The 23,043-nt window shown below is 72.2% G+C and carries 23 protein-coding genes; 15 read left to right on the plus strand and 8 right to left on the minus strand.

Annotated elements, in window-relative coordinates; translation table 11 throughout:
- Window positions 1-123: 123 nt before the first annotated feature.
- A complete protein-coding gene (locus J2S55_RS22095) occupies window positions 124-594 on the minus strand; it encodes an NUDIX hydrolase (RefSeq protein ID WP_306864175.1) in 471 nt (156 codons plus the stop codon).
- On the opposite strand from J2S55_RS22095, the gene J2S55_RS22100 reads away from it, so the two are divergent.
- From J2S55_RS22100 to J2S55_RS22115, 4 genes are all read left to right on the plus strand, one after another.
- Complete coding sequence (locus J2S55_RS22100) at window positions 587-1,261, plus strand: DUF6758 family protein (protein WP_306864177.1); 675 nt, start codon at window positions 587-589, stop codon at window positions 1,259-1,261. The genes J2S55_RS22095 and J2S55_RS22100 overlap by 8 nt on opposite strands.
- A 115-nt stretch (window positions 1,262-1,376) precedes the next feature.
- Entirely contained in the window at window positions 1,377-1,988 is a 612-nt protein-coding gene (locus J2S55_RS22105) for a MarC family protein (protein ID WP_306864180.1), read from the plus strand.
- A gap of 130 nt (window positions 1,989-2,118) precedes the next feature.
- Entirely contained in the window at window positions 2,119-2,835 is a 717-nt protein-coding gene (locus J2S55_RS22110; protein ID WP_306864183.1) for an MBL fold metallo-hydrolase, read from the plus strand.
- 6 nt (window positions 2,836-2,841) lie between these two features.
- Complete coding sequence (locus tag J2S55_RS22115; protein ID WP_306864186.1) at window positions 2,842-3,723, plus strand: RecB family exonuclease; 882 nt, start codon at window positions 2,842-2,844, stop codon at window positions 3,721-3,723.
- 34 nt (window positions 3,724-3,757) lie between these two features.
- Here the strand turns inward: J2S55_RS22115 and J2S55_RS22120 are convergent, their stop codons facing one another.
- The 3 genes from J2S55_RS22120 to J2S55_RS22130 all read right to left on the minus strand — a co-directional run bounded on the left by J2S55_RS22120 (window position 3,758) and on the right by J2S55_RS22130 (window position 7,629).
- Window positions 3,758-4,675: an oxygenase MpaB family protein gene (locus tag J2S55_RS22120; protein ID WP_306864189.1), complete on the minus strand. Its 918-nt coding sequence runs from the start codon at window positions 4,673-4,675 to the stop codon at window positions 3,758-3,760.
- 92 nt (window positions 4,676-4,767) lie between these two features.
- On the minus strand, window positions 4,768-5,640 hold the full coding sequence (locus J2S55_RS22125; RefSeq protein WP_306864191.1) for an alpha/beta fold hydrolase: 873 nt from the start codon (window positions 5,638-5,640) through the stop codon (window positions 4,768-4,770).
- Window positions 5,641-5,739: 99 nt separating this feature from the next.
- Window positions 5,740-7,629 carry a DEAD/DEAH box helicase gene (locus tag J2S55_RS22130; RefSeq protein ID WP_306864194.1) on the minus strand — a complete coding sequence of 630 codons (1,890 nt, stop codon included), beginning with the start codon at window positions 7,627-7,629 and terminating at the stop codon, window positions 5,740-5,742.
- Window positions 7,630-7,994: 365 nt separating this feature from the next.
- Here J2S55_RS22130 and J2S55_RS22135 point away from each other — a divergent pair, with 365 nt between their 5' ends.
- Entirely contained in the window at window positions 7,995-8,645 is a 651-nt protein-coding gene (locus J2S55_RS22135) for a ferritin-like fold-containing protein (RefSeq protein ID WP_306864197.1), read from the plus strand.
- Window positions 8,646-9,062: 417 nt separating this feature from the next.
- Here the strand turns inward: J2S55_RS22135 and J2S55_RS22140 are convergent, their stop codons facing one another.
- The 3 genes from J2S55_RS22140 to J2S55_RS22150 form a co-directional block, all read right to left on the minus strand.
- Entirely contained in the window at window positions 9,063-9,293 is a 231-nt protein-coding gene (locus J2S55_RS22140; RefSeq protein WP_306864199.1) for a DUF3107 domain-containing protein, read from the minus strand.
- A gap of 94 nt (window positions 9,294-9,387) precedes the next feature.
- The gene (locus J2S55_RS22145) at window positions 9,388-10,017 is read right to left on the minus strand and encodes a TetR/AcrR family transcriptional regulator (RefSeq protein WP_306864200.1); all 630 of its coding nucleotides are present in this window, start codon (window positions 10,015-10,017) and stop codon (window positions 9,388-9,390) included.
- Between the two features lie 84 nt (window positions 10,018-10,101).
- Window positions 10,102-10,410 carry an Rv3202a family protein gene (locus J2S55_RS22150; protein ID WP_306864203.1) on the minus strand — a complete coding sequence of 103 codons (309 nt, stop codon included), beginning with the start codon at window positions 10,408-10,410 and terminating at the stop codon, window positions 10,102-10,104.
- A gap of 196 nt (window positions 10,411-10,606) precedes the next feature.
- Between J2S55_RS22150 and ku the strand changes: the two genes are divergently transcribed.
- The gene (gene ku / locus J2S55_RS22155; RefSeq protein ID WP_306864206.1) at window positions 10,607-11,524 is read left to right on the plus strand and encodes a non-homologous end joining protein Ku; all 918 of its coding nucleotides are present in this window, start codon (window positions 10,607-10,609) and stop codon (window positions 11,522-11,524) included.
- 367 nt (window positions 11,525-11,891) lie between these two features.
- On the opposite strand, the gene J2S55_RS22160 is transcribed toward ku, so the two are convergent.
- Entirely contained in the window at window positions 11,892-12,212 is a 321-nt protein-coding gene (locus J2S55_RS22160; protein ID WP_306864209.1) for a hypothetical protein, read from the minus strand.
- A gap of 294 nt (window positions 12,213-12,506) precedes the next feature.
- On the opposite strand from J2S55_RS22160, the gene J2S55_RS22165 reads away from it, so the two are divergent.
- The 9 genes from J2S55_RS22165 (at window position 12,507) to J2S55_RS22205 (ending at window position 22,922) form a co-directional block, all read left to right on the plus strand.
- The gene (locus tag J2S55_RS22165; RefSeq protein WP_306864212.1) at window positions 12,507-13,421 is read left to right on the plus strand and encodes an alpha/beta fold hydrolase; all 915 of its coding nucleotides are present in this window, start codon (window positions 12,507-12,509) and stop codon (window positions 13,419-13,421) included.
- Between the two features lie 77 nt (window positions 13,422-13,498).
- Window positions 13,499-14,680, plus strand: a complete 1,182-nt coding sequence (gene moeZ / locus J2S55_RS22170) for an adenylyltransferase/sulfurtransferase MoeZ (protein ID WP_306864215.1) — start codon at window positions 13,499-13,501, stop codon at window positions 14,678-14,680.
- 150 nt (window positions 14,681-14,830) lie between these two features.
- Window positions 14,831-15,565 (plus strand): hypothetical protein, encoded by a 735-nt coding sequence (locus J2S55_RS22175; RefSeq protein ID WP_306864217.1) that lies wholly within the window; start codon window positions 14,831-14,833, stop codon window positions 15,563-15,565.
- Entirely contained in the window at window positions 15,559-16,791 is a 1,233-nt protein-coding gene (locus tag J2S55_RS22180; RefSeq protein WP_306864219.1) for a S8 family serine peptidase, read from the plus strand. The genes J2S55_RS22175 and J2S55_RS22180 overlap by 7 nt, the downstream gene beginning before the upstream one ends.
- A 170-nt stretch (window positions 16,792-16,961) precedes the next feature.
- Window positions 16,962-17,921 carry a hypothetical protein gene (locus J2S55_RS22185; protein ID WP_306864222.1) on the plus strand — a complete coding sequence of 320 codons (960 nt, stop codon included), beginning with the start codon at window positions 16,962-16,964 and terminating at the stop codon, window positions 17,919-17,921.
- Entirely contained in the window at window positions 17,915-19,150 is a 1,236-nt protein-coding gene (locus J2S55_RS22190; RefSeq protein WP_306864224.1) for a S8 family serine peptidase, read from the plus strand. The genes J2S55_RS22185 and J2S55_RS22190 overlap by 7 nt, the downstream gene beginning before the upstream one ends.
- A gap of 127 nt (window positions 19,151-19,277) precedes the next feature.
- On the plus strand, window positions 19,278-19,646 hold the full coding sequence (locus tag J2S55_RS22195; protein ID WP_306864226.1) for a hypothetical protein: 369 nt from the start codon (window positions 19,278-19,280) through the stop codon (window positions 19,644-19,646).
- Window positions 19,634-19,954: an MGMT family protein gene (locus tag J2S55_RS22200; protein ID WP_306864228.1), complete on the plus strand. Its 321-nt coding sequence runs from the start codon at window positions 19,634-19,636 to the stop codon at window positions 19,952-19,954. Before J2S55_RS22195 ends, J2S55_RS22200 begins: the two co-directional genes overlap by 13 nt.
- A 172-nt stretch (window positions 19,955-20,126) precedes the next feature.
- Window positions 20,127-22,922, plus strand: a complete 2,796-nt coding sequence (locus J2S55_RS22205) for a CDP-glycerol glycerophosphotransferase family protein (protein ID WP_306864231.1) — start codon at window positions 20,127-20,129, stop codon at window positions 22,920-22,922.
- Window positions 22,923-23,043 lie beyond the last annotated feature (121 nt).

Below are 23,043 nucleotides of genomic sequence, written 5' to 3' on the forward strand. Positions count from 1 at the left end.
GCGGGAGCCGCGGGTGTCGGCTGTCTCATGTCGTGGCGCTCGACCCTGGCCGCGGCGCGGTGACCGTCCGTCCGGCGGGAGCGTCCAGCGGGTCAGGGGAGGGGAAGTCGCCGGTGTCGGCTGTCATGTCGTGGCGCTCGACCCTGACCGCGGCGCGATGACCGCCCATCCGGTGAGGGCCTCCAGCAGCCCCGGGGCGAGCGGGAGACGCCGGAGCTCCTCGTCGCTGAACCAGCGGGCCTCCGCGGCGTCGTCCCCGGCGGAGAGCGTGCCGCCGGAGACCTCGGCCAGGTAGTCGCGGATCTCGTAGACGAGGCCGCCGGGGCCGGGACGGTCGACGGTGCCGGCCAGGCGGCCCGCGGTGACCGTCAGGCCGGTCTCCTCCAGCACCTCGCGGGCCACCGCCTCGGCGTCCGACTCGCCGGGTTCGACCCGGCCGCCGGGGATCGACCAGAGACCTTCACTCGGGGGACGGCCCCGGCGGATGAGGAGCATCCGCTCGGAACCGTCGAAGATTATTGCTCCGACACAATTTACGCGCACATTGATAAGATTACGGCTCGATAACGCGGTCTGCCCTTGACGAATGGCCACTGACAAAGCACCGTGGGTAGGCGTGAGAGCCGCGCCTACCTGCCCACGGTGTTTCGGCCCGCTCCGTCCGCCGAGCGCTTGGTCGAGCGCCTGGCGATGTGGCCCGCACGGTGACGTCCTGCCACTGCAGCCGCCGAGACGCCCCTCCGCCGCCGCCATGGAGGCCGTCGGCCGGAGCGCCCTCGTCCCCGTCTGGCTCCCGTGGCCCCTGCCCCAGGGCTGGCTGGTCACCGGGCTGGCCGAGGCGGGCGACGACCGCAGCGGCGTCAGGGCCACCGTGGTCGCGCTCAGCGGTCCCTCGCTGATCCACGGACCGGCCGACCTGCTGATCATCGCGGAGGAGCCCGGAGTGGGCCTGGGCGCGGGGTTCGCCGGGCTGGAGGGCCCCGACCCGGGCACCGGGTTCGACGAGGGGCCGCCGCACGCCAAGGTCGAGATCAAGGGGCACCCCACCGCGCTGTGGTGCGTCGAGTCCGCCGCCCCCGACCGAGCGGCCTACGCCGGCGAGGCGCTGGGCAACTGGCTGTGGACGGTCGTCTGGCCCGCCGAGGCGGGCTACATGATGACCCTGGCCGACCTCTCCCTGCGCGACCTGCGAGACCAGGACCAGGTCCTCGACCTGCCCTTCGGCGCGTTCTCCCCGCGCCTGGGCGGCGAGGAGGACTGACCTCTCCGTCCCCGGGCGGAGAAGGACGCCCGATCTCTCCGCACCCGGGCGGTGCGGACGTCCGACCCGGCACCGACCACTCCCCTCACCTCACCACGGCTCAGGGGAGCGTGCGTTGGACCTCCAGTTCTTCGTCGAGGCGTTCGTCACCATGTTCGTCATCATGGACCCGCCCGGCATCATCCCGCTCTTCCTGGCCTACACCCGCGGCCGTACGGCGCAGGAACGCAGGCGGATCGCCTGGCAGGCGCCCATCGTCGCGTTCTGCCTCGTCGTGCTGTTCGCGGTCTTCGGCCGGGCCATCCTGGGCTACCTGCACGTCGAGGTGGCGGCCATGCAGATCGCCGGTGGCCTGCTGCTCCTGCTGGTCGCCCTGCAACTGCTCACCGGGGAGACCGAGCCGCCCCCCAACACGATGAAGTCCAGCGTGAACGTCGCCCTCGTCCCGCTCGGCACCCCTCTGCTGGCCGGGCCGGGGGCCATCGTGGCGACGATCGTCTTCGCCCAGCAGGCCGGGCAGAAGGAGGGCGGCATCCTGGCGCTGGCCCTGGCCATCGCGGCCGTGCACATCCTGCTCTGGGTGTTCATGCGCTTCTCGGTGACCATCCTCCGGGTCATAAAGGAGAACGGCGTCGAGCTCGTCACCCGCGTCTCGGGCCTGCTGCTGTCCGCCCTCGCGGTGCAGCTCATCATCACCGCGATCCGCACGCTCGTCGGGGCGGGATAGGCCCGTGGGGGTGTGTTGGCCGGTGACGGGCAATGCTGAGGGAATAGACGGGCGAATAGGGTAAATGGGAAGACTATCCGTTACCCGCGCTCGAGCCGCAGGGTGGAGCGAGGCAGTAAAGTTCGGAAGCGTGACAGCGCGTATCGAACGAGTGGTGACCGAGGGCGTCGTCGATGTCGACGGCGCCGAGCACAAGGTCGAGAACAACACCTGGATCCTGGGTGACGATGAGGAGGTCATCGTCATCGACCCCGCGCGTGACGCGGAGAAGATCCTGGAGAAGGTCGGCGAGCGGGAGGTGCTGGCCGTCATCTGCACCCACGGCCTGCCCGACCACGTGGGCGCGGCCATCGAGGTGGCGGCGCGGGACGAGGCCGTGGTCGCCCTCCATCCCAAGGACCGGCCGCTGTGGCGGCTGACCTGGCCGGACACCTGGCCGGACATCGACATGGAGGACGAGGGCGTGTTCGGCGTCGCCGACGTCGAGCTGGAGGTCATGGCCACCCCCGGCGTCTCCCAGGGCGGTGTCTCGCTCTACTGCGAGGCCCTCGACGCGGTCTTCACCGGTAAGACCCTGCAGGCCGACGGGCCCGGCAAGATCGGTGGGGAGTATCCCGCGCTGGCCGACCAGCTCACCGCCATCGGCGGCCGGCTGTTCACCCTGCGCCACGGCATCCGCGTGCTGCCCGCGCACGGCGAGGAGACCACCATCGGCGCCCTGGAGCCGCAGTTCGACGCCTGGCTGTCCGGCTCGCTGACCCGCGGTGAGGTGACCGAGAAGAGCGAGGGCCCGCTGAGCGACGGGACCCGGGCGGCCAAGATCAACCTGAAGCTCCTCGACGAGTAGTCCTCCGTGGACCAGCTCCCCCTTGAGGGCATGCCGCGGCGGCTCTACTCCTGCACGCCGTCGCGGCTGAACACCTGGCTCGACTGTCCTCGGCGCCACCGGTTCACCTACCTGGACCGGCCCTCGCCGCAGAAGGGGCCGCCCTGGGCGCACAACAGCGTGGGGTCCAGCGTGCACAACGCCCTGGCCGCCTGGTGGCGCGAGCCGTACGGACGCCGGACACCGGTGACGGCGGCCACCCTGGTCACCAAGGGGTGGATCAACGAGGGGTTCCGCGACGCCGAGCAGTCGGCGGCCTGGCGTGACCGGGCCCGCGACATGACCGCCGGATACGTCGCCGGCCTCGATCCCGCCGACGAGCCGGTCGGCGTCGAACGGACCGTGGCCACCCGGACCTCCGTCATCGCCGTCTCCGGCCGCATCGACCGGCTCGACCGGCGCGGTGACGAGCTGGTCGTGGTCGACTACAAGACCGGCCGCCGCCCCCTCACCGCCGACGACGCCCGCTCCTCGCTCGCGCTGGCCGTCTACGCCATCGCCTCCTCGCGGGTGCTGCGCCGGCCCTGTCACCGGGTCGAGCTCCACCACCTGCCGACCGGCACGGTCGCCGAGTGGGAGCACACCGACGAGTCCCTGGCCCGCCATCTGAGCCGGGCCGAGGAGATCGCGATCGAGGCGTCCGAGGCCGAGGACCGCTACCGGGCCTGGTCGGGCCCGGCGCGGACCGGCGGTGCCGGCCGCACCCCGCCCGAGGTGCCCCCGGAGGTCGACGCGCTCTTCCCGCCCAGGACCGGCCCCCTCTGCTCCTGGTGCGACTTCCGCAGGCACTGCCCGGAGGGCCAGGCGGCCTCGGGCGACCGCCTGCCCTGGGACGGCCTGGCCGACTGACCGCGCCCCTGCGGGTGCCGGGACGCGGCCGGGGTCAGGCGGCGTCCGGCACCCCGGCCGGCCAGCGGCGCGGGTCGGTCAGCCCCCTGAGCCCCCGGCTCACGTCGTAGCCCGCGGCGCCCAGGCGGGCCCGGGCCCCGGCGAGCATGTCCCGGGTGTAGGGCATGAACGCGCGGTCGTGGACGGGCTCGGGCACCGAGTTCATGCCCAGCCGGAAGGCCCTCAGCGCCGCGCTCACGGTGCTCGGCGGCACCTCGGGCAGCACGCCGTACAGCTTCCTGGCCCAGTCCGGCAGCGAGTAGTAGCACAGCGCGCCGAACGGGAAGTAGGCGGGCTTACCGGGGGCGAGCATCCGGAGCTCGGCCGGCAGGCGCGGCCACAGCAGGAAGCGCACCGTGGCGGCCGACTCCGGGGTCACCCCCAGCCGGGGCCGCATCCCGGTGAAGTAGTCGTCCAGCTCCGCCATCGAGCCGGGCACGTCCTCGGCGTGCAGGCCCACGTAGGTGGCGCTGCGGCGCTGCTCGGCCAGGTAGCGGTCGGCCTGGCGGTCGCTGAGGCCGAGGCCGGCCCGGCGCGCCACCGACAGGTAGGACGAGACCTCGGCGCAGTGCACCCAGAGCAGCAGCTCGGGGTCGTCCACCCGGTGCGTCCTGCCGGTGTCGGGGTCGTCGATGCGCAGCCGGCGGTGGATCCCCCGGACCCGGCGGCCGATCTCGTCGGCCTCCGCCGGGCTGCCGAACGTGACCCGGCCCACGAAGTCCGCCGTACGGCGGAGCCGTCCGAACGGGTCCTCCTGGAAGTTGGAGTTCTGCCAGACTCCGCGCATCGCGAGCGGGTGCAGCGCCTGCAGCATGAGGCCCCGGACCCCGCCGACCCACATGGAGCGGTCGATGTGCACCAGCCACGTCGCGGTGTGCGGGGGCTGGACGACGATTTCTTCGATGCTCGCCATAGTAAGTAGATGATTACATGGCATTCGACGGGAAATCCAACAGGGGTGGTCGATGACAGGAAACCGCCGGTGGACCGGGGTGGCGGCGCGCCTCAGCCGAGTGAGCGCGTCTCCGCCGCGTTCCAGAACCGGGTGAGCGCGGCGGCCGTCGTCTCGGGGGCCTCCACCGCGGGGGAGTGGGCGGCGCCGGGGACGACCACGCACTCGGCGTTCAGCCGGGCGGCCATCTCCGACTGCATCGGCGGCGGCCAGCCGTCGTCGTGCTCGCCGTACAGGACCAGGGTGGGGACCTCGACCTGGGCGAGCTCGTCGCACCGGTCCGGCGCGGAGAGGATCTGCTCGGTCATCGTGGCCATGCCGGTCAGGGAGTTGGCGAACAACCGCTTGCGCAGGAACGCGATGATGTCGTCCGGCACCCCCGCGGACAGGGCCTCGGGCTCCATCCGGGTGTGCCACATGTGCTCCAGGCCGGCCTCGGGCAGCTCCGAGATCATGGTCCGGCCCGCGTGCTCGCGGACGCCCACGATGGCGGCGGGGCCCGAGCTCATCAGCGTGTAGGAGGCGAACTTGGTGCGGCCGTCGATGACCGCCTCCCGGGTGACCAGGCCGCCGAAGGAGTGGCCGACCAGGTGGAGGGGCTCGCCCCCGCCGATCGTGTGCGCCAGGACGTCGATGTCGTTGCCGAGCGCCGCGAAGGTGTAGGCCTGGGGGTCCTCAGGGCCGGCGGTCTCGAACTGCCCGCGCATGTCGACCGCGATGACCTGGCGCCCCGACTGGGCGAGCGTCTGCAGGACCGCGATGAAGTCTTCCTTGCTGCCGGTGAGGCCCGGGACCAGCAGGGCGGGCCAGCGCTCGGGGACGCCGCTGACCGGCAGGGCCTCCAGCACGGCGAAGGCGCCCACCGACGTCTCGATCTGGCGGGTCCGGACGCCAGGAGGCAGGGTCAGAAATCGCGGCGTACTCACGTGGCCCCACGATACCTCTCTTGGTGACATGGCTCTGTGCGTCTCAGGACGCGAAAAGGGGCGCCACCTCGTGGTCGCGCCCCTTCCCTTCGGTACCGGCTAGCTCGGGCGGCGTGCGCCCCGCTGCTGGCCCCTGCCCGGCGGGCGGCGGCGGCTCTGCGCCCGTTCGGAGGCCGCCGACGGGGCGATCTCGTCGTCGTCCGTCGCCAGGTCGGGTGACTGGAAGATCACCGCGAACGGGCTCGGGGGGATGATCTTCTCCGGCTGCGGACGGGGCGCGGGCGCCTCGGCGGGTTCGTCGTCCCAGCGGTCGGACACGGGCTCCTCCTCCCACTGCGGGACCTCGGCCACCGGCTCACGCCTGCGGCGCGGCCTGTCGGCCTGCTCCGCCGCGGGTCCGTCGGGAGCCTGCGCCCCGGTGCCCTCGGTGAGGCTCACCTCGGGGTTCAGTCCGGCCCTGCGGGTCCGGCCCCGGCGGGGCGCGGTCTCGGCGGACCGGTCGTCACGGTCGTCCTTGCGAGAGGTCACATCCACCTCCACCTCGGGGAGCTCGACGAGCGGGCTCTGGATCCCCTGGGCCGCGGCCGGCGCCGGGGTCTCCTCGGCGGTACGGCCGGCACGTGTGCGACGGCGCTTGGGCTCCTCGACCGGCGCCGCCTCGACGGCCGTCTCCTCCGCCCGCACGTCCTGCACGGTCTCCGCCGCCTCCTCGCCCGACCGGCCGCCGCGGGTGCGGCGGCGCTCCCGGGGGGTGCGGGCGGGACGCTCGCGGCGCTCCTCCCGCTCCTCCTCGCGCCCCCTGCGGGGACCGCGGGAGCGGACGCGCCCGGTCTCGCCGAGGTCCTCGACCTCTTCGGCGGCCAGGCCCGCCCGGGACCGGTTGGCGTGCGGCAGCACGCCCTTGGTGCCCTCGGGGATGCCCAGGTCGCTGAAGACGTGCGGGGAGGTCGAGTAGGTCTCCACGGGCTCGGCGAAGTCGAGCGACAGCGCGTTGTTGATGACCTTCCAGCGGGTGAGGTCCTCCCACTCCACGAAGGTCACCGCGACGCCGGTCTTGCCCGCCCGGCCGGTGCGGCCGATCCGGTGCACGTAGGCCTTCTCGTCCTGCGGGCAGTCGTAGTTGACGACATGCGTGACGTCGTCGACGTCGATGCCGCGCGCGGCCACGTCGGTGGCGACCAGCACGTCGATCTTGCCGTTGCGGAAGGCCCGCAGAGCCTGCTCGCGCTGGCCCTGGCCCAGGTCTCCGTGGACGGCCGCGGCGGCGAAGCCGCGCCTCTTGAGCTCGTCGACGACCATGTCGCAGGCGCGCTTGGTCTCACAGAAGACCATCGTGAGCCCGCGCCCCTCGCACTGGAGCAGGCGGCCCACGATCTCGATCTTGTCCATCCGGTGCGCGCGCCAGACGAACTGGGTCGTCTGCGGCGTGGCCTCGGCCTCGGCGTCGTGGTTCTCGGCCCGCACGTGGGTGGGGCGGGTGAGGTAACGCCGGGACAGGGCGACGATCTCGCCCGGCAGGGTCGCGGAGAACAGCATCGTCTGCCGCTTGTCCGGGATGAGCTTGATGATGCGCTCGATGTCGGGCAGGAAGCCCAGGTCGAGCATGCGGTCGGCCTCGTCGAGGACGAGCACGTCGATCTGGCCGAGGTCGAGGTGCTTCTGCTTGACCAGGTCGAGCAGGCGGCCCGGGGTGCCGACGATGACGTCGACGCCCTGCTTGAGCGCCTCGATCTGGGGTTCGTAGGCGCGCCCGCCGTAGACGGTGAGGATCCGCGAGCCGAGCTTGCCGGCGGCCGTCACCAGGTCTTCGGTGACCTGGACGGCCAGCTCACGGGTCGGCACGACGACCAGCCCGCGGGGCTTCTTGCGGTTCTTCCGGGGCTTGCCGACACGCTGCAGCATCGCCACGCCGAAGGCGTAGGTCTTGCCGGTGCCGGTGCGCGCCTGGCCGATGATGTCCTGGCCGTTGAGGGCCAGGGGGAGTGCCATCTCCTGAATCGGGAACGGCGTGATGATGCCCTCGGTCTCGAGGGCATCGGCGATCTCTGGTGTGACTCCGAGGTCTCGGAACGTCGTCAGCTTGGCCTGCCTAAATCTCCGTTGAAGGCAAGCCTGTCGGGACCACGGACGCAAAAATCCCCGTGCCCGGGTCCTCGTGGAAGGGCCAGCCCTCTCATGTCATCAGCGACCGCTGCGGCGTCATGCCGACTTCGGGGGCGTCCGGGAGCAGATCTCCTGGATTAACACAGTGCGGTCGCACTTTCTCAGAGCAGTGTACTCGATACCACAACGCGGAACCGATTTCTTAGTATTCCTGATGAATCGCCGGGTCAGTCAACTCGTAGGCTGCCTTCATGAGTGATTCCCCTGCCGGCGTCGCCGACCTGCTCGGCGTGCTCGCCTACGCGGAGCTGACCGCGTTCCTCCGCCTTGCCGAGGATGCCACGCGGCACGCCCCGTCACTGGCCGACCGGGCCGCGCTCGGCGACCTGGCCGCCACCGAATACGCCCATTTCCGGCTGCTCCACGACCGGATCGCCTCGCTCGGGATCGATCCGGAGGAGGCGATGGCCCCGTTCGTCGGGCCGCTGGACGACTGGCACACCCAGACCACCCCGGGAGACTGGCCGGAGGCGCTGGTCAAGGCGTACGTCGGCACCGGGATCGCGCTCGACTTCTACCGGGAGGCCGCCGCCGGCGTGGACGCCGAGACGCGGCGGCTCGTCGACGAGGTGCTCGCGGACGAGGGGCGGTCGCAGTTCGCCGTCGAGCGGGTCGGCGCGGCCATCAAGGAGGACCCCACGCTGAGCGGGCGGCTGGCGCTGTGGGCCAGGCGGCTGGTGGGAGAGTCGCTGAGCCAGGGCCAGCACGTGGCCGCGGCCCGGCCGGAGCTCGCCGAGCTGCTGGTGGAGGCGGCCGGGGAGGACATCGGCCGGATGTTCGCCCGGTTGACGGAGGCGCACGGCAGGCGGATGGCCGCCATGGGGTTGACCCCGGGACCCTGATCCGCAGGGGCGGGCGGGCCGGCGGGCGGCCGCTCCGCCGGGGGAGGCCCGGTCCGTTCTCCGACGGCGTCCGCCGCGGGCGGGCGGGGGCGGCTGCGGACAGGTCTGCTGATCGAGCAGCGTGAAGGCGCCGAACGGTTGTAACGTGCGAGATATGAGGGCCTCGCGCCGCTACGGCAGTTCCTTGACGAGATGTGGGCCGAACCGCTGGACTTCGCGCGCCGTGTTACGCAGGGGCGGCGACGACTGTCCGGCCATCACCCTGGGACGGCACCGCGTCCGCCGGGCCCGTCGGCCACGCTGCTGCGGGCTGGGCGAGCGGGACGGGTGCCGCGCGGGCTGAGCCCGCCGCGCGCCCGGCGCCCCGGACCCGCGCCATGGCCGACAGGGGACGGCCTGGCGCGAGCCGTACGGGGTCTAGAGGGTGCCGCCGAAACCGACGGTCCTGGGCTCGTCCTCACCGATCTCGATGAAGCCGAGTGAGGAGATCGGGACGAGGACCCTGCGGCCCTTGCTGTCGGTGATGCCGAAGACGCCGCGTTCGGTGGTGATGGCCTTGCCGAGTTCCTCCTCGACCTGCTCTGCCGACAGGTCGGTCTCCACTACAAGCTCACGGTGCACGGAACGCACGCCGATCTTGATTTCCATAGTGCTCCCTTTCGACGAGGGCTGCTCGTCCCATGGTCGCCCCATCGGGCGCGCGACGCGCCGGTTGATCGCGTCAAGCGAACAGAGGTGTCGGTCAGTGGTCGGCGTTCGTGCGCGGGAAGCCCGAGATCCCGCGCCAGGACAGCCGGGCGATGAGCTGGGTGGCGGCGTCCTTGGGGATGGAGCCGTTGCTGCTGATCCAGTAGCGGGCGCTGACCTCGGCCATGCCGACCAGGCCGACGCCCAGCAGCCGCGCCTCGTCGCTCGAGCAGCCGGTGTCCTCCTGGATGACCTGGCTGATCATCTCGGCGCTCTCGCGGAGGTTGCGCTCGATGCGCTGGCGGACCGAGGCGACGTTGCGCAGGTCCGACTCGAAGACCAGGCGGAACGCCTCGCCCTGACCGGAGACGAAGTCGAAGAAGGCGCCGATCGCGGCCTGGACACGCTGCTTGTTGTCGGTGGTGGAGGCCAGCGCGTCGCGGCAGCGGGCGATCATGTCGTCCACGTGGAGGTCGAGCAGGGCCAGGTAGAGCTCCTGCTTGCCGGGGAAGTGCTGGTAGAGCACCGGCTTGCTGACCCCGGCCCGCTCGGCGATGTCGTCCATCGCGGCCGCGTGGTAGCCGTTCTCCACGAACACTTCCTGCGCCGCGCTGAGCAGCTGGCGGCGACGGGCCATTCGGGGCAGCCGGGTGCCCCGGGGCTTGGCGTCCGGGGTAGCGGTCACGGCGTTCTCCTTGCGGGTGCTCCTGCTGTCTTGAATCATCCTACGCGCGGGTAACTCGGGTCAGCGATAGCCGCGTGACCCGGGTCAACGGTAGTCGTCCTCGTCCAGCTCCACCGTGCGGCTCTGCTCGGCGGCGTCGGCGGGGTCGGCCTCCAGCGGGATGTGGTCGGGCCATTCGGGGCCGTCGGCGTCCACCGACTGGTGCTGCTCGGCCACGTCGGCCTCGGGCGCCTCGGGCGAGGTCTCCCCGGGCCAGTCGCCGACGTCGTCGCTTGCCCGGCGGTGCTGTTCGGCCGCGTCGGCCTCGGGCGCCTCGATCCCGATCTCCTCGGAGCGGGCGTCCTCGGGCTCTTCCCCGTGCAGGCTGTCGTCGCGCACATCCATCTCTGACATCCGCTCTGTTTCCGTTCTCCTGCGAACACCGGACATCGCCAAGCGTACGGCGTCGGGCCCCGCCTGCTGAGAAAGGCATGGCATCGGGTCTGCCATGAGGGGTACCTGCCCGGTTGGTGAGTGTTTGCAGTTACTTGGCGCCATTTCCGAACATGTGCGCGAAACTTGACGGGTAACTCCAAGGCAGGGGGTCGCCATGCGGAGCATCTGGAAAGGCACGGTCTCGTTCGGGCTGATCACGATCCCGGTCAGGCTGTTCGGCGCGACGGAGCGCCGTGACGTCACCTTCCACCTGGTGCACGGGGAGGACGGCGGCCGGATCAGGTTCCGCCGGTTCTGCCAGGTGTGCGAGGAGGAGGTCTCGTTCGCCGACGTGGCCAAGGGCTACGAGTTCCCCAACGGGGACATGGTCGTGCTCGCCGGCGACGACTTCGAGGACCTGCCGCTGTCCACCTCGCGCAGGATCGAGGTGCTCCAGTTCAGTCCGGCGGACCAGATCGACCCGATCCTGCTGGACAAGTCCTACTACCTGGAGCCGGACGCCGTCGGGGTCAAGCCGTACGCGCTGCTCCGTGACGCGCTGGAGCGGTCCGGGCTGGTGGCGGTCGTCAAGGTGGCGCTGCGGCAGCGCGAGTCCCTGGCGACGCTCCGGGTCCGCGAGGGGGTGTTCGTGCTGGAGACCATGCTCTGGCCGGACGAGGTGCGCCCGGCGGACTTCACGTTCCTGGAGGAGGGCGTCGACGTCCGGCCGCAGGAGGTGAGGATGGCGGAGTCGCTGATCGAGGCGATGGTCGCGGACTTCGACCCCTCCGCCCACAAGGACGCCTACCGGGAGGCGGTCCACGAGGTCATCGAGGCGAAGGTCGCCGGCCGGGAGATCGTCCCCGCCGAGGTCCCGGTCGAGGAGGGGCCGCCGGCCGATCTGATGGCCGCCCTCCGCGCCAGCGTCGAGGCGGCCAAGAAAGACCGCCGTGGCACGGCTCCGGCGAGGGAGAGGGCCCCTGCGGAGCCCGCCGCCGGAGAGGCCGGAAATGCCGGAGACACCGGAAATAACGGAAAGGCCGGAGAAAAGGAAAAGGCCTCCCGTAAACGGAATGCGCGCCGTCCGGCGTGAACGGGCGGATGAACGCCGACGCGCCGGAGACCGGTTTCTCCGTGGAGTGAGGGCTCCAGACCCGAAAGCCTGGAGCCCTCACCTGGAATGCCGAGAAAAGCGATTTCACGCGCCGGCTGAGAATCGAAGACCCGGAAACCGCCTTTCGAGTGCCCGTGTCCTCCGCGTGATCACGGCTCCCTGTGGGGAATCGCGATCCTGCTGGACACGGGCACCCCGCTCCTCCGCCGTGGGCCCGAAGCCATTGCCCCGCCGTGGGCCCGGAGCGGGCAACAACGGTGGATCGGGGCGTGGGCGGTCAGATGTCTCGACCACCCGCCGCGCTCAGAGCCGAGCGCGACCCCGGTCCGGCGTCCAGCCCGGAAGGCTAGACGTTGTTGTTGTTGTTGTCGTTCTGGGCGTCCTCTTCATTGTTGTTGTTGTTGTTGATGTTGATGTTGAACTTCTGACGGTGGTGGCGGTGGTGGCACGAGCGGTTGCCCCGCCAGCCGCCCCAGCCGCCGCAGCGCCACCGGCGGTGGCAGCCGCAGCCGGCCCAGCCCCAGTTGGCCTGGAAGGAGGCGATGGAGGTGGTGGTCGCACCGGCGGCGGCGTTGGCCGCGGTGGTGACGCCGCCGAGAGCGGCGCCGCCACCGGCCATCGCCGTGCTGAGTGCGAGACCTGCGATGACACTCTTGAACTTGGGCATTGCGTTTCCCCCTTGAAAGGATCGGTTGCCCCGTTTAAGGCATTTTCCGGAGTGATCGAAAAATGCCCCGGGATGGTCGCTAATGGTCCATCCCTGGTTGTCTTGATTTCCTGGCATCTCGGGTGACAAACGGAGATTAGCGGCTTTTACTATCTGCTTATCCGTTTATTGATGATGTTGGACTTTATCTGTGAGTTTTGGAGTGGAATGTGTTTAATGTCGCATTTGTGTGCGGGCTGCACGGCGGGGGCTATCGTTAAAGGAAGGCGGACAAAGGTGGACAAAGGAGGATGTGTGAGTGTCGAGCCGATTCCGAGCTGGCCGGGTGAGCTGATCGAGCTGGGGGAGCGGAGCGTCCATGTGCGCTCGACCCCGCCCGGCCCCACCGAGACGGCCGTCTACGTGCACGGCCTGGCGGGCTCGGCGACCAACTGGACCGATCTGATGGGCGAGCTGTCCGACGTGGTCACCGGCCACGCGATCGACCTGCCCGGATCCGGCTACTCGCCCGAGCCGCCCGGTGGCGACTACTCGGTCGGCGCCCACGCCGGGACCGTCGCCGCGCTGATCAAACGGGTCGCCACCGGGCCCGTCCACCTGTTCGGCAACTCCCTGGGCGGCGCGGTCTCGGTGCGGGTCGCCGCGACCCGCCCGGAGCTGGTCCGTTCCCTCACGCTCATCTCGCCGGCCCTGCCCGACCTGCTGCCCAGATACGGCCCGGCGCGGGTGGCCCTGTCGGCGGTGCCGAGGCTGGGCGAGTGGGCGGCGACGCAGCTGGCCGCCCTGCCGGCCGAGCGCAGGCTCAACGCCACGCTCGCCATGTGCTACGCCGACCTCGGCCGGCTCCACCCGGAGCGGCTGCGGGAGGCTGCCGAGGAGCTGCGCCGCAGGGACGGCCTGCCGTACGCGGCGGCCGCGCTGGTCGGCTCGGCCCGGGGCATCGTCGCCGAATACTTCAGGCGCGGCGCGGAGAACCTGTGGCGGCAGGCGGCCCGGGTGACCGCGCCCACGCTGGTCGTCCACGGCCGCCACGACCGGCTGGTCAACCCGCGCATGGCCGCGCGGGCCGGACGGACCTTCCCGCACGTGCGGCTGGTGCTGCTGCCCGACGCCGGGCACGTGGCACAGATGGAACTTCCCGGAAGGGTGGCCCGTGAGGCCCGGCGTCTGATAGGTGAGACTGCTCCCGTCCCGATTGGGAATGACTGAGGCACCGCGTTAGGTTGTGAGTGGTGCGTGCTGTGCCCAGCCGCACCGCCATGACGCCCTGAAACGGGAGTGGAACTGTGTCGTTGCCACCGCTGGTAGAGCCGGCAGCCGAGCTGACCGTCGACGAGGTGCGCCGTTATTCGCGCCATCTGATCATCCCCGACGTGGGCATGGCCGGGCAGAAGCGCCTGAAGAACGCCAAGGTGCTCTGTGTGGGCGCCGGCGGCCTGGGCTCGCCGGCCCTGCTGTACCTCGCCGCCGCGGGCGTGGGCACGCTCGGGATCATCGACTTCGACGTCGTCGACGAGTCCAACCTGCAGCGCCAGGTCATCCACGGCCAGTCCGACGTCGGCCGCCTCAAGGCCGAGAGCGCCGCGGCCAGCGTCCGGGAGATCAACCCGCTGGTCGACGTGGTCGTCCACAACGTGGCGCTGACCACCGACAACGTCATGGAGATCTTCTCCCGGTACGACCTGATCGTGGACGGCACCGACAACTTCGCCACCCGCTACATGGTCAACGACGCGGCCGTCCTGCTCGGCAAGCCGTACGTCTGGGGCTCGATCTACCGCTTCGACGGCCAGGCGAGCGTCTTCTGGGCCGAGCACGGCCCCTGCTACCGCTGCCTCTACCCCGAGCCCCCGCCCCCCGGCATGGTCCCCTCCTGCGCCGAGGGCGGCGTGCTCGGCGTGCTCTGCGCCTCGATCGGCTCCATCCAGGTCAACGAGGCCATCAAGCTGCTCACCGGCATCGGCGAGCCGCTGGTCGGCCGGCTGATGATCTACGACGCCCTGGAGATGAACTACCGTTCGGTCAAGGTCCGCAAGGACCCCGAGTGCGTGCTCTGCGGCAAGAACCCGACAGTCACCCAGCTCCTGGACGACTACGAGGCGTTCTGCGGCGCGGTCTCCCAGGAGGCCCAGGACGCCGCCTCGGGCTCCACGATCACCGCGACGGAGCTCAAGTCCATGCAGGACGCCGACGAGAACATCTACGTGATCGACGTCCGCGAGCCGAACGAGTACGAGATCGTCTCCATCCCCGGCGCCGTGCTCATCCCCAAGGGCGAGTTCCTCAACGGCTCCGCGCTGGAGAAGCTCCCCCAGGACAAGCGCATCGTCCTGCACTGCAAGTCCGGCGCCCGGTCGGCCGAGGTCCTGGCGATCGTCAAGAACGCCGGCTTCTCCGACGCCGTCCACGTGGGCGGCGGCGTGCTGAGCTGGGTCAAGACGGTCGACCCGAGCCTGCCGAGCTACTGACCCCCATACCCGATACCGGCCACCGCCGACGCCCCGCGGAGCACCGCTCCGCGGGGCGTCGTGTCATTCCGCCCCCCAAGTGCCTTCTAATCCGTCTGATCTGGGCGGAACGGCGGATGACACCCTCCTCGCCACATTAAGGTCGGAGACGTGAACGGAGCCCCAGGTCAGCGGCGGCCTGCCTGGCCGACGCTGGTCGCGGCGTCCGTGCTGACGCTGACCTGCGCGGTGGTGGCCGGGGTGGCTTCGAGCATCGCGGGGACGGAGCTCACCCGCGGTCCGAGCGTGGCGGAGCTGGAGCGGGCCGCCGCCGGTGAGATGGCCCGGCGCTGGCAGGTGTGGCCCGCCGGGCGGGTCTTCCCCGAGACCATCAGCTACGCCGCCGAGCAGGGCGGGGAGGAGAAGGCGCGCCGCGTGGGCATCTCGCCGGAGACCCGCTGCGACAAGGGGGTGGACGCCAAGCTGGGGAAGGCGCTGCGCCGGGCGGGCTGCCGGGGCATCCTGCGCGCCACCTATCTCGACGCGCTCCAGGGCGTCGTCGTCACCGTCGGCGTCGCGGCCTTCCCGGGAGAGGCGGGCGCGGCCGCGGCCAAGGCGGCGCTGCCCAGGGGCGGCCGCCCCTCCCCGGGCCTGAAGGCGCTGGCCTTCCCCGGCACGGTCACCGACCGCTTCACCTCGGCGGGGCGGCAGCACAGCCTGGTGCGGCAGGCCGGACCGTACGTGGTGATGACCACGGTCGGTCAGATCGACGGCCGTCCGGCCAGGGCGGTGGGGGAGCAGCGGCCGACCATGTTCGCCTTCACCGGCGACATCGCCGACAGGGTCCTCGCCGACCTGTCCACGCCCGTGCGGCCCGACTGCGTCTCGGAGGAATGGCGATGTTGAGGTGGGCGGGCGCCGTCGGGGCGCTGGCCGTGATCGCGCTGGGGACGGCGCCCGCCGCGCACGCCGACGACGTCCGGGGCAGCCAGCGTCAGGTGCTGCGGACCCTCGACCTGCCCAGCGCCTGGCGGACCTCCATGGGCGGGGACGTGACCGTGGCGGTGCTGGACTCGGGGGTGGACCCCGCCCATCGTGACCTGGCCGGCTCGGTGACCGAGGGCAAGGACTTCACCGCGGGGGCCAACCCGCCGGGGGTGGCCCCCCTGCGGCTGCACGGGACCTACATGGCCTCACTCATCGCCGGGCACGGGCACGGCCCCGGCGGGGCGGACGGGGTGATCGGGGTCGCGCCCAGGGCGAAGGTGCTGTCGGTCCGGGTGATCCTGGAGGACGAGGAGCCGGGATTCCGGGAGTTCAACACCGCCGAGCGGTTCGAGAACGTGGTGGCCAGGGGGATCAGATACGCCGTGGACCACGGCGCGGACGTGATCAACATGTCGATCTCCAAGGAGCTGGCGACCAAGGAGGAGCGCGCGGCGGTCCGTTACGCGATCTCCAGGGGGGTCGTGCTCGTCGCCGCGGCGGGCAACGAGGGGGCGGGCAAGCCCGACTCCACCGGTTACGCCCCCTACTCCTACCCGGCGGCCTTCCCGGGGGTGGTCTCGGTGGCCGCGGCCGACCGGGGGCTGCGCAGGGCCTCCTTCTCCAACTGGAACCCCTCGGTCCTGGTGGCCGCGCCCGGGGTGGACATCCTCGGCGCCGGTCCCGGTGACGAATACTGGGTCGGCCGCGGCACCTCCCAGGCGACCGCGCTGGTCTCCGGCGTCGCCGCGCTGATAAAAGCGAAATATCCGAAAATGTCGCCCGCGCTGGTCGCGCAGGCGCTCACCACCGGAGCGGTCCGGCGGCCGAGCGGAGGTTACGACACCGGCATGGGCTTCGGCGTCGTCAACGCCCCCCGGGCACTCGCCGAGGCCGCCAGGATCTCCCGTCACACCCTCACCGCCGGCCCCGGCAGCCATGACCCCGCACGCCCGCTGGGCCGAGGGGTGGCCCCGGTGCAGGTGATCCACCGGGACCAGCACAAGATCACGGTGTACGGAGGGGTGGCGGCGGCCGCCGGGCTCGGCGCGGTCGCGTCCCTGGCGGTGATCGCCGTGCTGGTGGGGCGGGTGCGGTCGGCGGCCCGGTCCGCGGACGCGGCGGAGCCCCCGGTCCCGGCTCCGTGAGTGTGCCGGGTCGCCTGTGACGGTCCCCGGTCCTGGTTCCGTGAGTGTGCCGGGTCGCCTGTGACAGTCCCCGGTCCCGGTGTGCGGACGCAGCCGGATCTCACGGACCGTGACATCACAAACGCACTCCGACGATAGGGTGGCAGCGCCCTGCGACGTAGCATCGAGGTATGTCGAAGCCGGAGCGGCCCCAGGAGCCAGGACGGCGACCGGAGGCCTCGGCGTCTCCCGCCCGCGACGGCCGCCCGCCGCCCGGCTCCTGGACGCCGCGCGCGGGCGGCACCCGGGTGCGGCGGGTCTCCCCGTCCGGCACCGCCGCCCGGCGGGTCCGGGTCCGGGCCTGGCCCGCGGCGGGCCGTGACCGCCTGGCGGCCGAGCGCGCCGAGCGCGCCACCCTGGAGCAGGGGATCCGGTTCCGGACGATCTTCCTGATCCTGATGGGCACGATCCTGGCGATCGGCGCGAGCGACGTGCTGACCGGTGCGGTCGGGCTGCTCCGGGAGACCGCCGCCCGCCCGCTCACGGCCGCCGAGCAGGCCCGCTACATCAAGGACGACATCGCCAGGCGCTGGCACGCCTGGTCCACCGATCTGGTCTTTCCCACGGAGCTTCAGTACATCGGCCTCGGCCGGGCCCAGCAATACGCCCGGCGGGTCGGCCTCGCCCCCGAGGTCCCCTGCAGGTCCGGCGTGGACGCCTCGACGGGCTCCGTCCTGGCCCAGTACGGCTGCCGCACGCTGCTGCGGGCCACCTACGTGGACCAGACCTCCATGTTCGTCATCACCGTGGGCGTCGCGGTGCTCCGGGACGAGGAGACGCGGATCGCCGCGACCGCGCAGTTGCCGGTGGACGACCGCGTGGGGGTGCGGCCGGTGGCCTTCCCCGGCACGCCCAGCGAGCTGTTCGGCGCCGCCCAGCGGCAGCGCAACGCCTGGGTCGCGGTCGGCCCGTACGTCGTCTTCTCCACCGCCGGCTACAGCGACGGGCGCACCCGCGCGTCGATCTCCCCGGAGGAGATCCTGCACAGCGAGCTGTGGCCGGCGGCGCAGGCGGTGGCCGGGCGCATCGCCCGTGCCCTGGGCGACGAGCCCAGCGCCGTGCCGCAGTGCACCCAGGGAAACGTGTGTTGAGGCGGCGGCGGGCCTGGGCGGCGGGCGCCCTGGCGGCTCTCTCCCTGACGGTCGCCACCCCGGTGGGCGCCGCCGACGTGCGCGCGGACCAGCGCTGGGTGCTGGAGGCGATGAACGTCGAGCAGGCATGGAAGACCACCAAAGGCGCGGGCGTCACCGTGGCCCTGGTGGACAGCACGGTGGACGGCGGCGTCGCGGAGCTGCGCGGCCGGGTCGTCTCCGGCCCCGACATGGGTTCGGCGCAGCCCGCGGAGGGCGGGCCCGACGCGGGCTGGCACGGCACGGCGATGGCCTCGCTCATCGCCGGAGCCGGCAACGGCGCCGACGGCCTCCTCGGCACCGCGCCCGAGGCGCGGATCCTGTCGCTGCCGCTGGTCCTGCGGGGCGGGCCGGAGAACCGGACCGCCCAGCCGGAGGCGGACCTGCGGACGCAGAGCGACAGCCCGGTGGCGCGCGCGATCCGCTACGCCGCCAATCATGGGGCCAAGGTCGTCAGCATGTCCCTGGGCGCCTACGGGCCGCACAAGGCCGAGCGCGAGGCGGTCTCCTACGCGCTGTCGCGGGGCGTGGTGCTGGTCGCGGCCGTCGGCAACGACGGAGGCTCCGAGCACTCCCTCGACAACGCCACCTCCTTCTGGAACTTCCCCGCCGGATACTCCGGCGTCATCGGGGTGGGCGCGGTAGACGTGACGGGCCGGCCGGCCCCGTTCAGCAGCGACAACCTGTCGGTGCTGGTCTCCGCACCGGGCGTGGACATACCGGTGGTGATCCCGGGCGGCGGCTACCGCTCCGCGGAGGGCACCAGTGCCGCGGCGGCACTGGTTGCGGGGGTCGCCGCACTCATAAAAGCGAAATATCCGGATATCCCACCGCAGTTGGTGTCGCGGGCCCTCACCTCCACCGCCACATCCGCCCCCGCCGCCGGATACGACGACCACGTCGGATTCGGGGTCGTCGACGCCGGCGCGGCGCTGGCCAGGGCGGGAGAGCTGATGAGCCGTACGGCGCAGGCGTCCCCGCCGGCGGTCCAGCACTTCGGCGCGGGATCCCTGTCCCGGGAGCCCACCCGGCCCGGCCCCGACCCGTTCCGGCTCGGTCTGTACGGCGTGGGCCTGATCGGCGGGCTGCTGGCCTTCGGCGGGGCCGTGGTGATGCTCACCCGGCGGTCGGGGCCGGCGGCTCCGGCGGCCGGGGAACGGGCGGCCGGGCAGGCCGGGCCATGGCCGTGAGCCGGGCCGCGGGACATCGGGGCGTTGAATCGATTGGAACGCTTTTTGGACACTGTTCGGACGCGGTGGGGCGGATGACGGCCCTGGCGGTCGGAGGATCGCCGGATGTTCGCTAGGGTCGCCCCTCATGGGGTACGAGTTGCGCGTGGAGCGCCCGGCGCCTCTCGCCTTCGCGGAACTCGCGACAGTGCTGGGGCAGGCGGGGTTCGAGTTCCGCGGTTCGCAGGAGGTGGGCGAGGTCCTGGCCCGCCACGACGGGGCCGTTCACGCCATAGCCGTCTGGAACGGCGGCCTGTCCGGCACGCCCGGATCCGACTGGCAGGTGGCCCAGCTGGCGCGGGTCTCCGCCCTGCTGGGCGCGCGCCTGGTCGGCGAGGACGGGGAGTCCTACGCGATCCGTGACGGCCTCGTCGAGCAGCTGAACGGCTCGGCGGCCTACGAGTTCGGCAAGCTCGACGAGATCCTCGCGGCCGGGCCAGCCGTATGGAGCCAGTAGGCCACCCGCCCCCGTACGCCGAGCGGGTGCTCGACCTGGTCGAGCGCATCCCGCCCGGGATGGTGATGTCCTACGGCGACATCGCCGAATACCTCGGCGAGGGAGGCCCCCGCCAGGTCGGGAAAGTCATGTCCACCTGGGGTGGAGGCGTGCCCTGGTGGCGTGTCGTGCACGCCGACGGGACCCCGCCGCCGGGCCACGAGCAGAGGTGTCTGGCGCAGTGGCGGCAGGAGCGGACCCCGCTGAGGGGCGCCCGCGCGGACATGCGCTCGGCGCGATGGGACGGGATGCCGGAAAGCACGGCGTAACCGGCTCCAGCGCGGCCCACTAACATGGCCTAGGACAGCGGTCTGTCCGAAAGGCGGTGCCTCCCCCATGGCCACCGGCACCACACCAGCGCGGTCCGGCGGCGATTCCGCCCCCGACCGCCTACGGGCTGTTCAAGATCTCTGTGACCGGGGAGAACCGCTCGAAGCGATCATGGCGGCGGTGCTCGCCGAGGGGCTGACCCCGGCCGAGCGCCGCAGGTTCGACGCCGACGCGCTGGCCGGCCCGCTCGGCTCCCGGCTCGATCTGGCGGTCAAGCGCGGCGCCGCCCGCCGTCGCGAGTTCGTCACGGCCGTCAAGCCCTACCTCGCCGGCGTGGACGCGCGGGTCAAGCGCGACCTGCCGGTGGCCCGCAGGATCGCCTTCCACCTGGTCGAGCACCGGGAGGTGGACGACCTCGCCGACGGCGACGCGCTGCAGAAGATCGCCGCGGCCGCGGCGGAGCCGTCCAGGCGGGTCCGCAGGAAACTGCGCTGGTATGCGGACCTGCCGCTCCAGGACGAGCTGCCGGAGGCCATGTACCGGCTGCGCGCCGCCGACCTGATCCCGATGACCCAGGTCGAGGACGTCTCCTGGTCCGGTGGTCGGCTGCGGATCAGCGGCCACGCCTACCTGGCCGGGCTCTCGGTCCGCAGCCCCCGGTTCAATCGCGCCACCGTCGTGCTGCGCGGTCCTCGCTGGCTGCCCCCGGTGCGGCTGCGCACCCGCAGGATCTTCCACCCGGAGGCCACCCACGGCGCCGAGGAGGCCGGCTGCAACTACGACTGGTCCGGCTTCACCGCCGAGCTGCACCCCTGGGCGCTGCGCTGGCGGGCCGCGGCGCGGGCCGTCGTGCGCGGCGGCAAGCGGCTGCTCCGCCATCGGGCCGTCGTGCGCGACACCACCACCTGGCGTGCCGAGATCGTGATCTGGAGCCGGGGCGCCCGTGCCAAGGGCCTGCTCCGCGGCCCCTCCATCGGCCGCACCGAGCGTCCCCGGGGCCTGGACCTCGGCGGTGGCCGGTGGGTCCGCCCGGTCTGGACCTCCGACCGCGCCCTCCAGGTCGTGCTCCAGCCCACCCGGGCCGAGCTGACGGAGGTGCGGCTGGAGGGCGACCGGCTGGAGCTGAAGGTGTTCCTGCCCGGCCGGGGGCACAACAAGGGCCACGCGCGCCTGGACGGCCACCGGATGTCGGCCGACTTCACCCCGGTCGAGGGGGGCACCGAGGTCGTCGTGCCGCTCGCCGTTCCCTCGCTGCTGCAGGAGCGCGACGGCGGCCGGCTCTGGATCGAGCCCAAGGGCGACCCGGCGGCCGCGGTCATGCTCGGCCGGGCCGAGGAGAGCCGCTCGGTCGTCGGCGAGCGGGAGATCACCGTGCTGGGCGACCGGCGCGACCGGGTGATCGTCTCCGCGCACCGGATCCGCCCGATCATCTCGGCGGCGACCTGGGACGAGAACGGCGCTCTCACCCTCGAAGGCTCCTATCCGGGCTCCGGGGCGGCCGAGCTGACGCTCAGGCACCGCACCGGGCTCATCCACACCGTCGCGCTGGAGCGGGCCGGATCCCGCTTCTCGGCGCGGTTCGCGCCCGCCGCGATGCCCCGCTTCGGGGAGACCGTGCCGCTGGGCAGCGGGAGCTGGAGCATGGCGGTCCGCGACCCCGCCGGGCAGATCGTGCCGCTCCGGGTCGACCACGCCGTCCTCGACTCGCTGGACGAGGAGCCCAAGCTCCGCGACGGCCGGGAATACCGCCTGGTCTCCACCCGGTTCGACGTGCCGGTGCTGACCGTCGCCGAGCACCGGCCCGACGACGAGAAGGGCGCCGGCGGCCTCTACGCCCTGCGGCGCTCGTTCTACCCGGCCGAGCGGGCCCGCGAGCTGAGCGACGCGACCGTCTACGTCGCCTACGACGGCCGGCAGTACGAAGGCAACGTCCGGGCGATCTACGAGGAGCGCGTCCGGCGCGGTGACGACCGTGAGCACATCTGGGTGGTCAAGGACGGGGCGTTCGTGCCGCCGGGCTCGACGGAGCTCGGGTTCGGCTCCGACATCCGGCCGACGGTGGTCCGCGCGGGCAGCCGCGAGCACTACGCGGTGCTCGCGCGCTCGCGCCACGTGGTGACCAACGGCTTCCTGCCACCGTGGTTCCGCGCCCGCGAGGACCAGATGGTCGTGCAGACCTGGCACGGCAGCCCGCTCAAGCGCCTGGGCAACGACCTGCCGCACATGTCCCGCGACCCGAAGCCGCCGGCCTGGCACCGGCAGGCGGTCGAGGTGCGGGGCTGGGACCTGCTGGTCTCACAGAGCCCGTGGGCCACCCCGATCCTGCGCAAGGCGTTCGGCTACCAGGGCGAGGTCCTGGAGAGCGGCTACCCGCGCAACGACGTGCTGTCGGCCCCCGACCGGGACGAGCTGGCCGCGCGGGTACGCCGCAGGCTCGGCATCGCCGAGGGCGCCAAGGTGGTGCTCTACGCGCCGACCTTCCGCGACTACGACCGCAAGAACGCCTCGCTCCGGCTGGACCTGGCCGAGGCGCGGCGGGTGCTCGGTCCCGGCCACGAGTTCCTGATCAGGGCGCACTCGATGCAGGCGGCGCCCAACGTGCCCCGGGGCCTCGGCCGCGATGTCACCACGTATCCGGACATGGCGGACCTGCTGCTGGTCGCCGACGTGCTGATCACCGACTACTCCTCCGTCATGTTCGACTTCGCCGCGACCGGGCGGCCCATGCTCTTCTTCACCCACGACCTGTCGCGCTACTCGGCCAAGCGGGGCCTCTACCTCGATCTGACCGCCGAGGCCCCCGGGCCCCTGCTGACCACCGGCGCCCAGGTGATCGAGGCGGTGCGGACGATCGACGAGGTGGCCGCCGCGCACGCCGAGCGGTACGAACGCTTCCGGCGCGGCTACGCCCCCCGCGACGACGGCAAGGCGACCGCCCGGCTGGTCGACCACGTCTTCGTCTCCTGACCCGGTTCCGTCTCCTGACCCGGTGCCGGGCCGGACCGGCCGCGGCGGCGATCAGATGGCATGCGTCACTGCGCGCTCCCGTCCGCCGGCCGCGGCACCGGCCCGGGGCGCCCCGGCCTCC

It is taken from the genome of Streptosporangium brasiliense, from assembly GCF_030811595.1.
Classification (GTDB): domain Bacteria; phylum Actinomycetota; class Actinomycetes; order Streptosporangiales; family Streptosporangiaceae; genus Streptosporangium; species Streptosporangium brasiliense.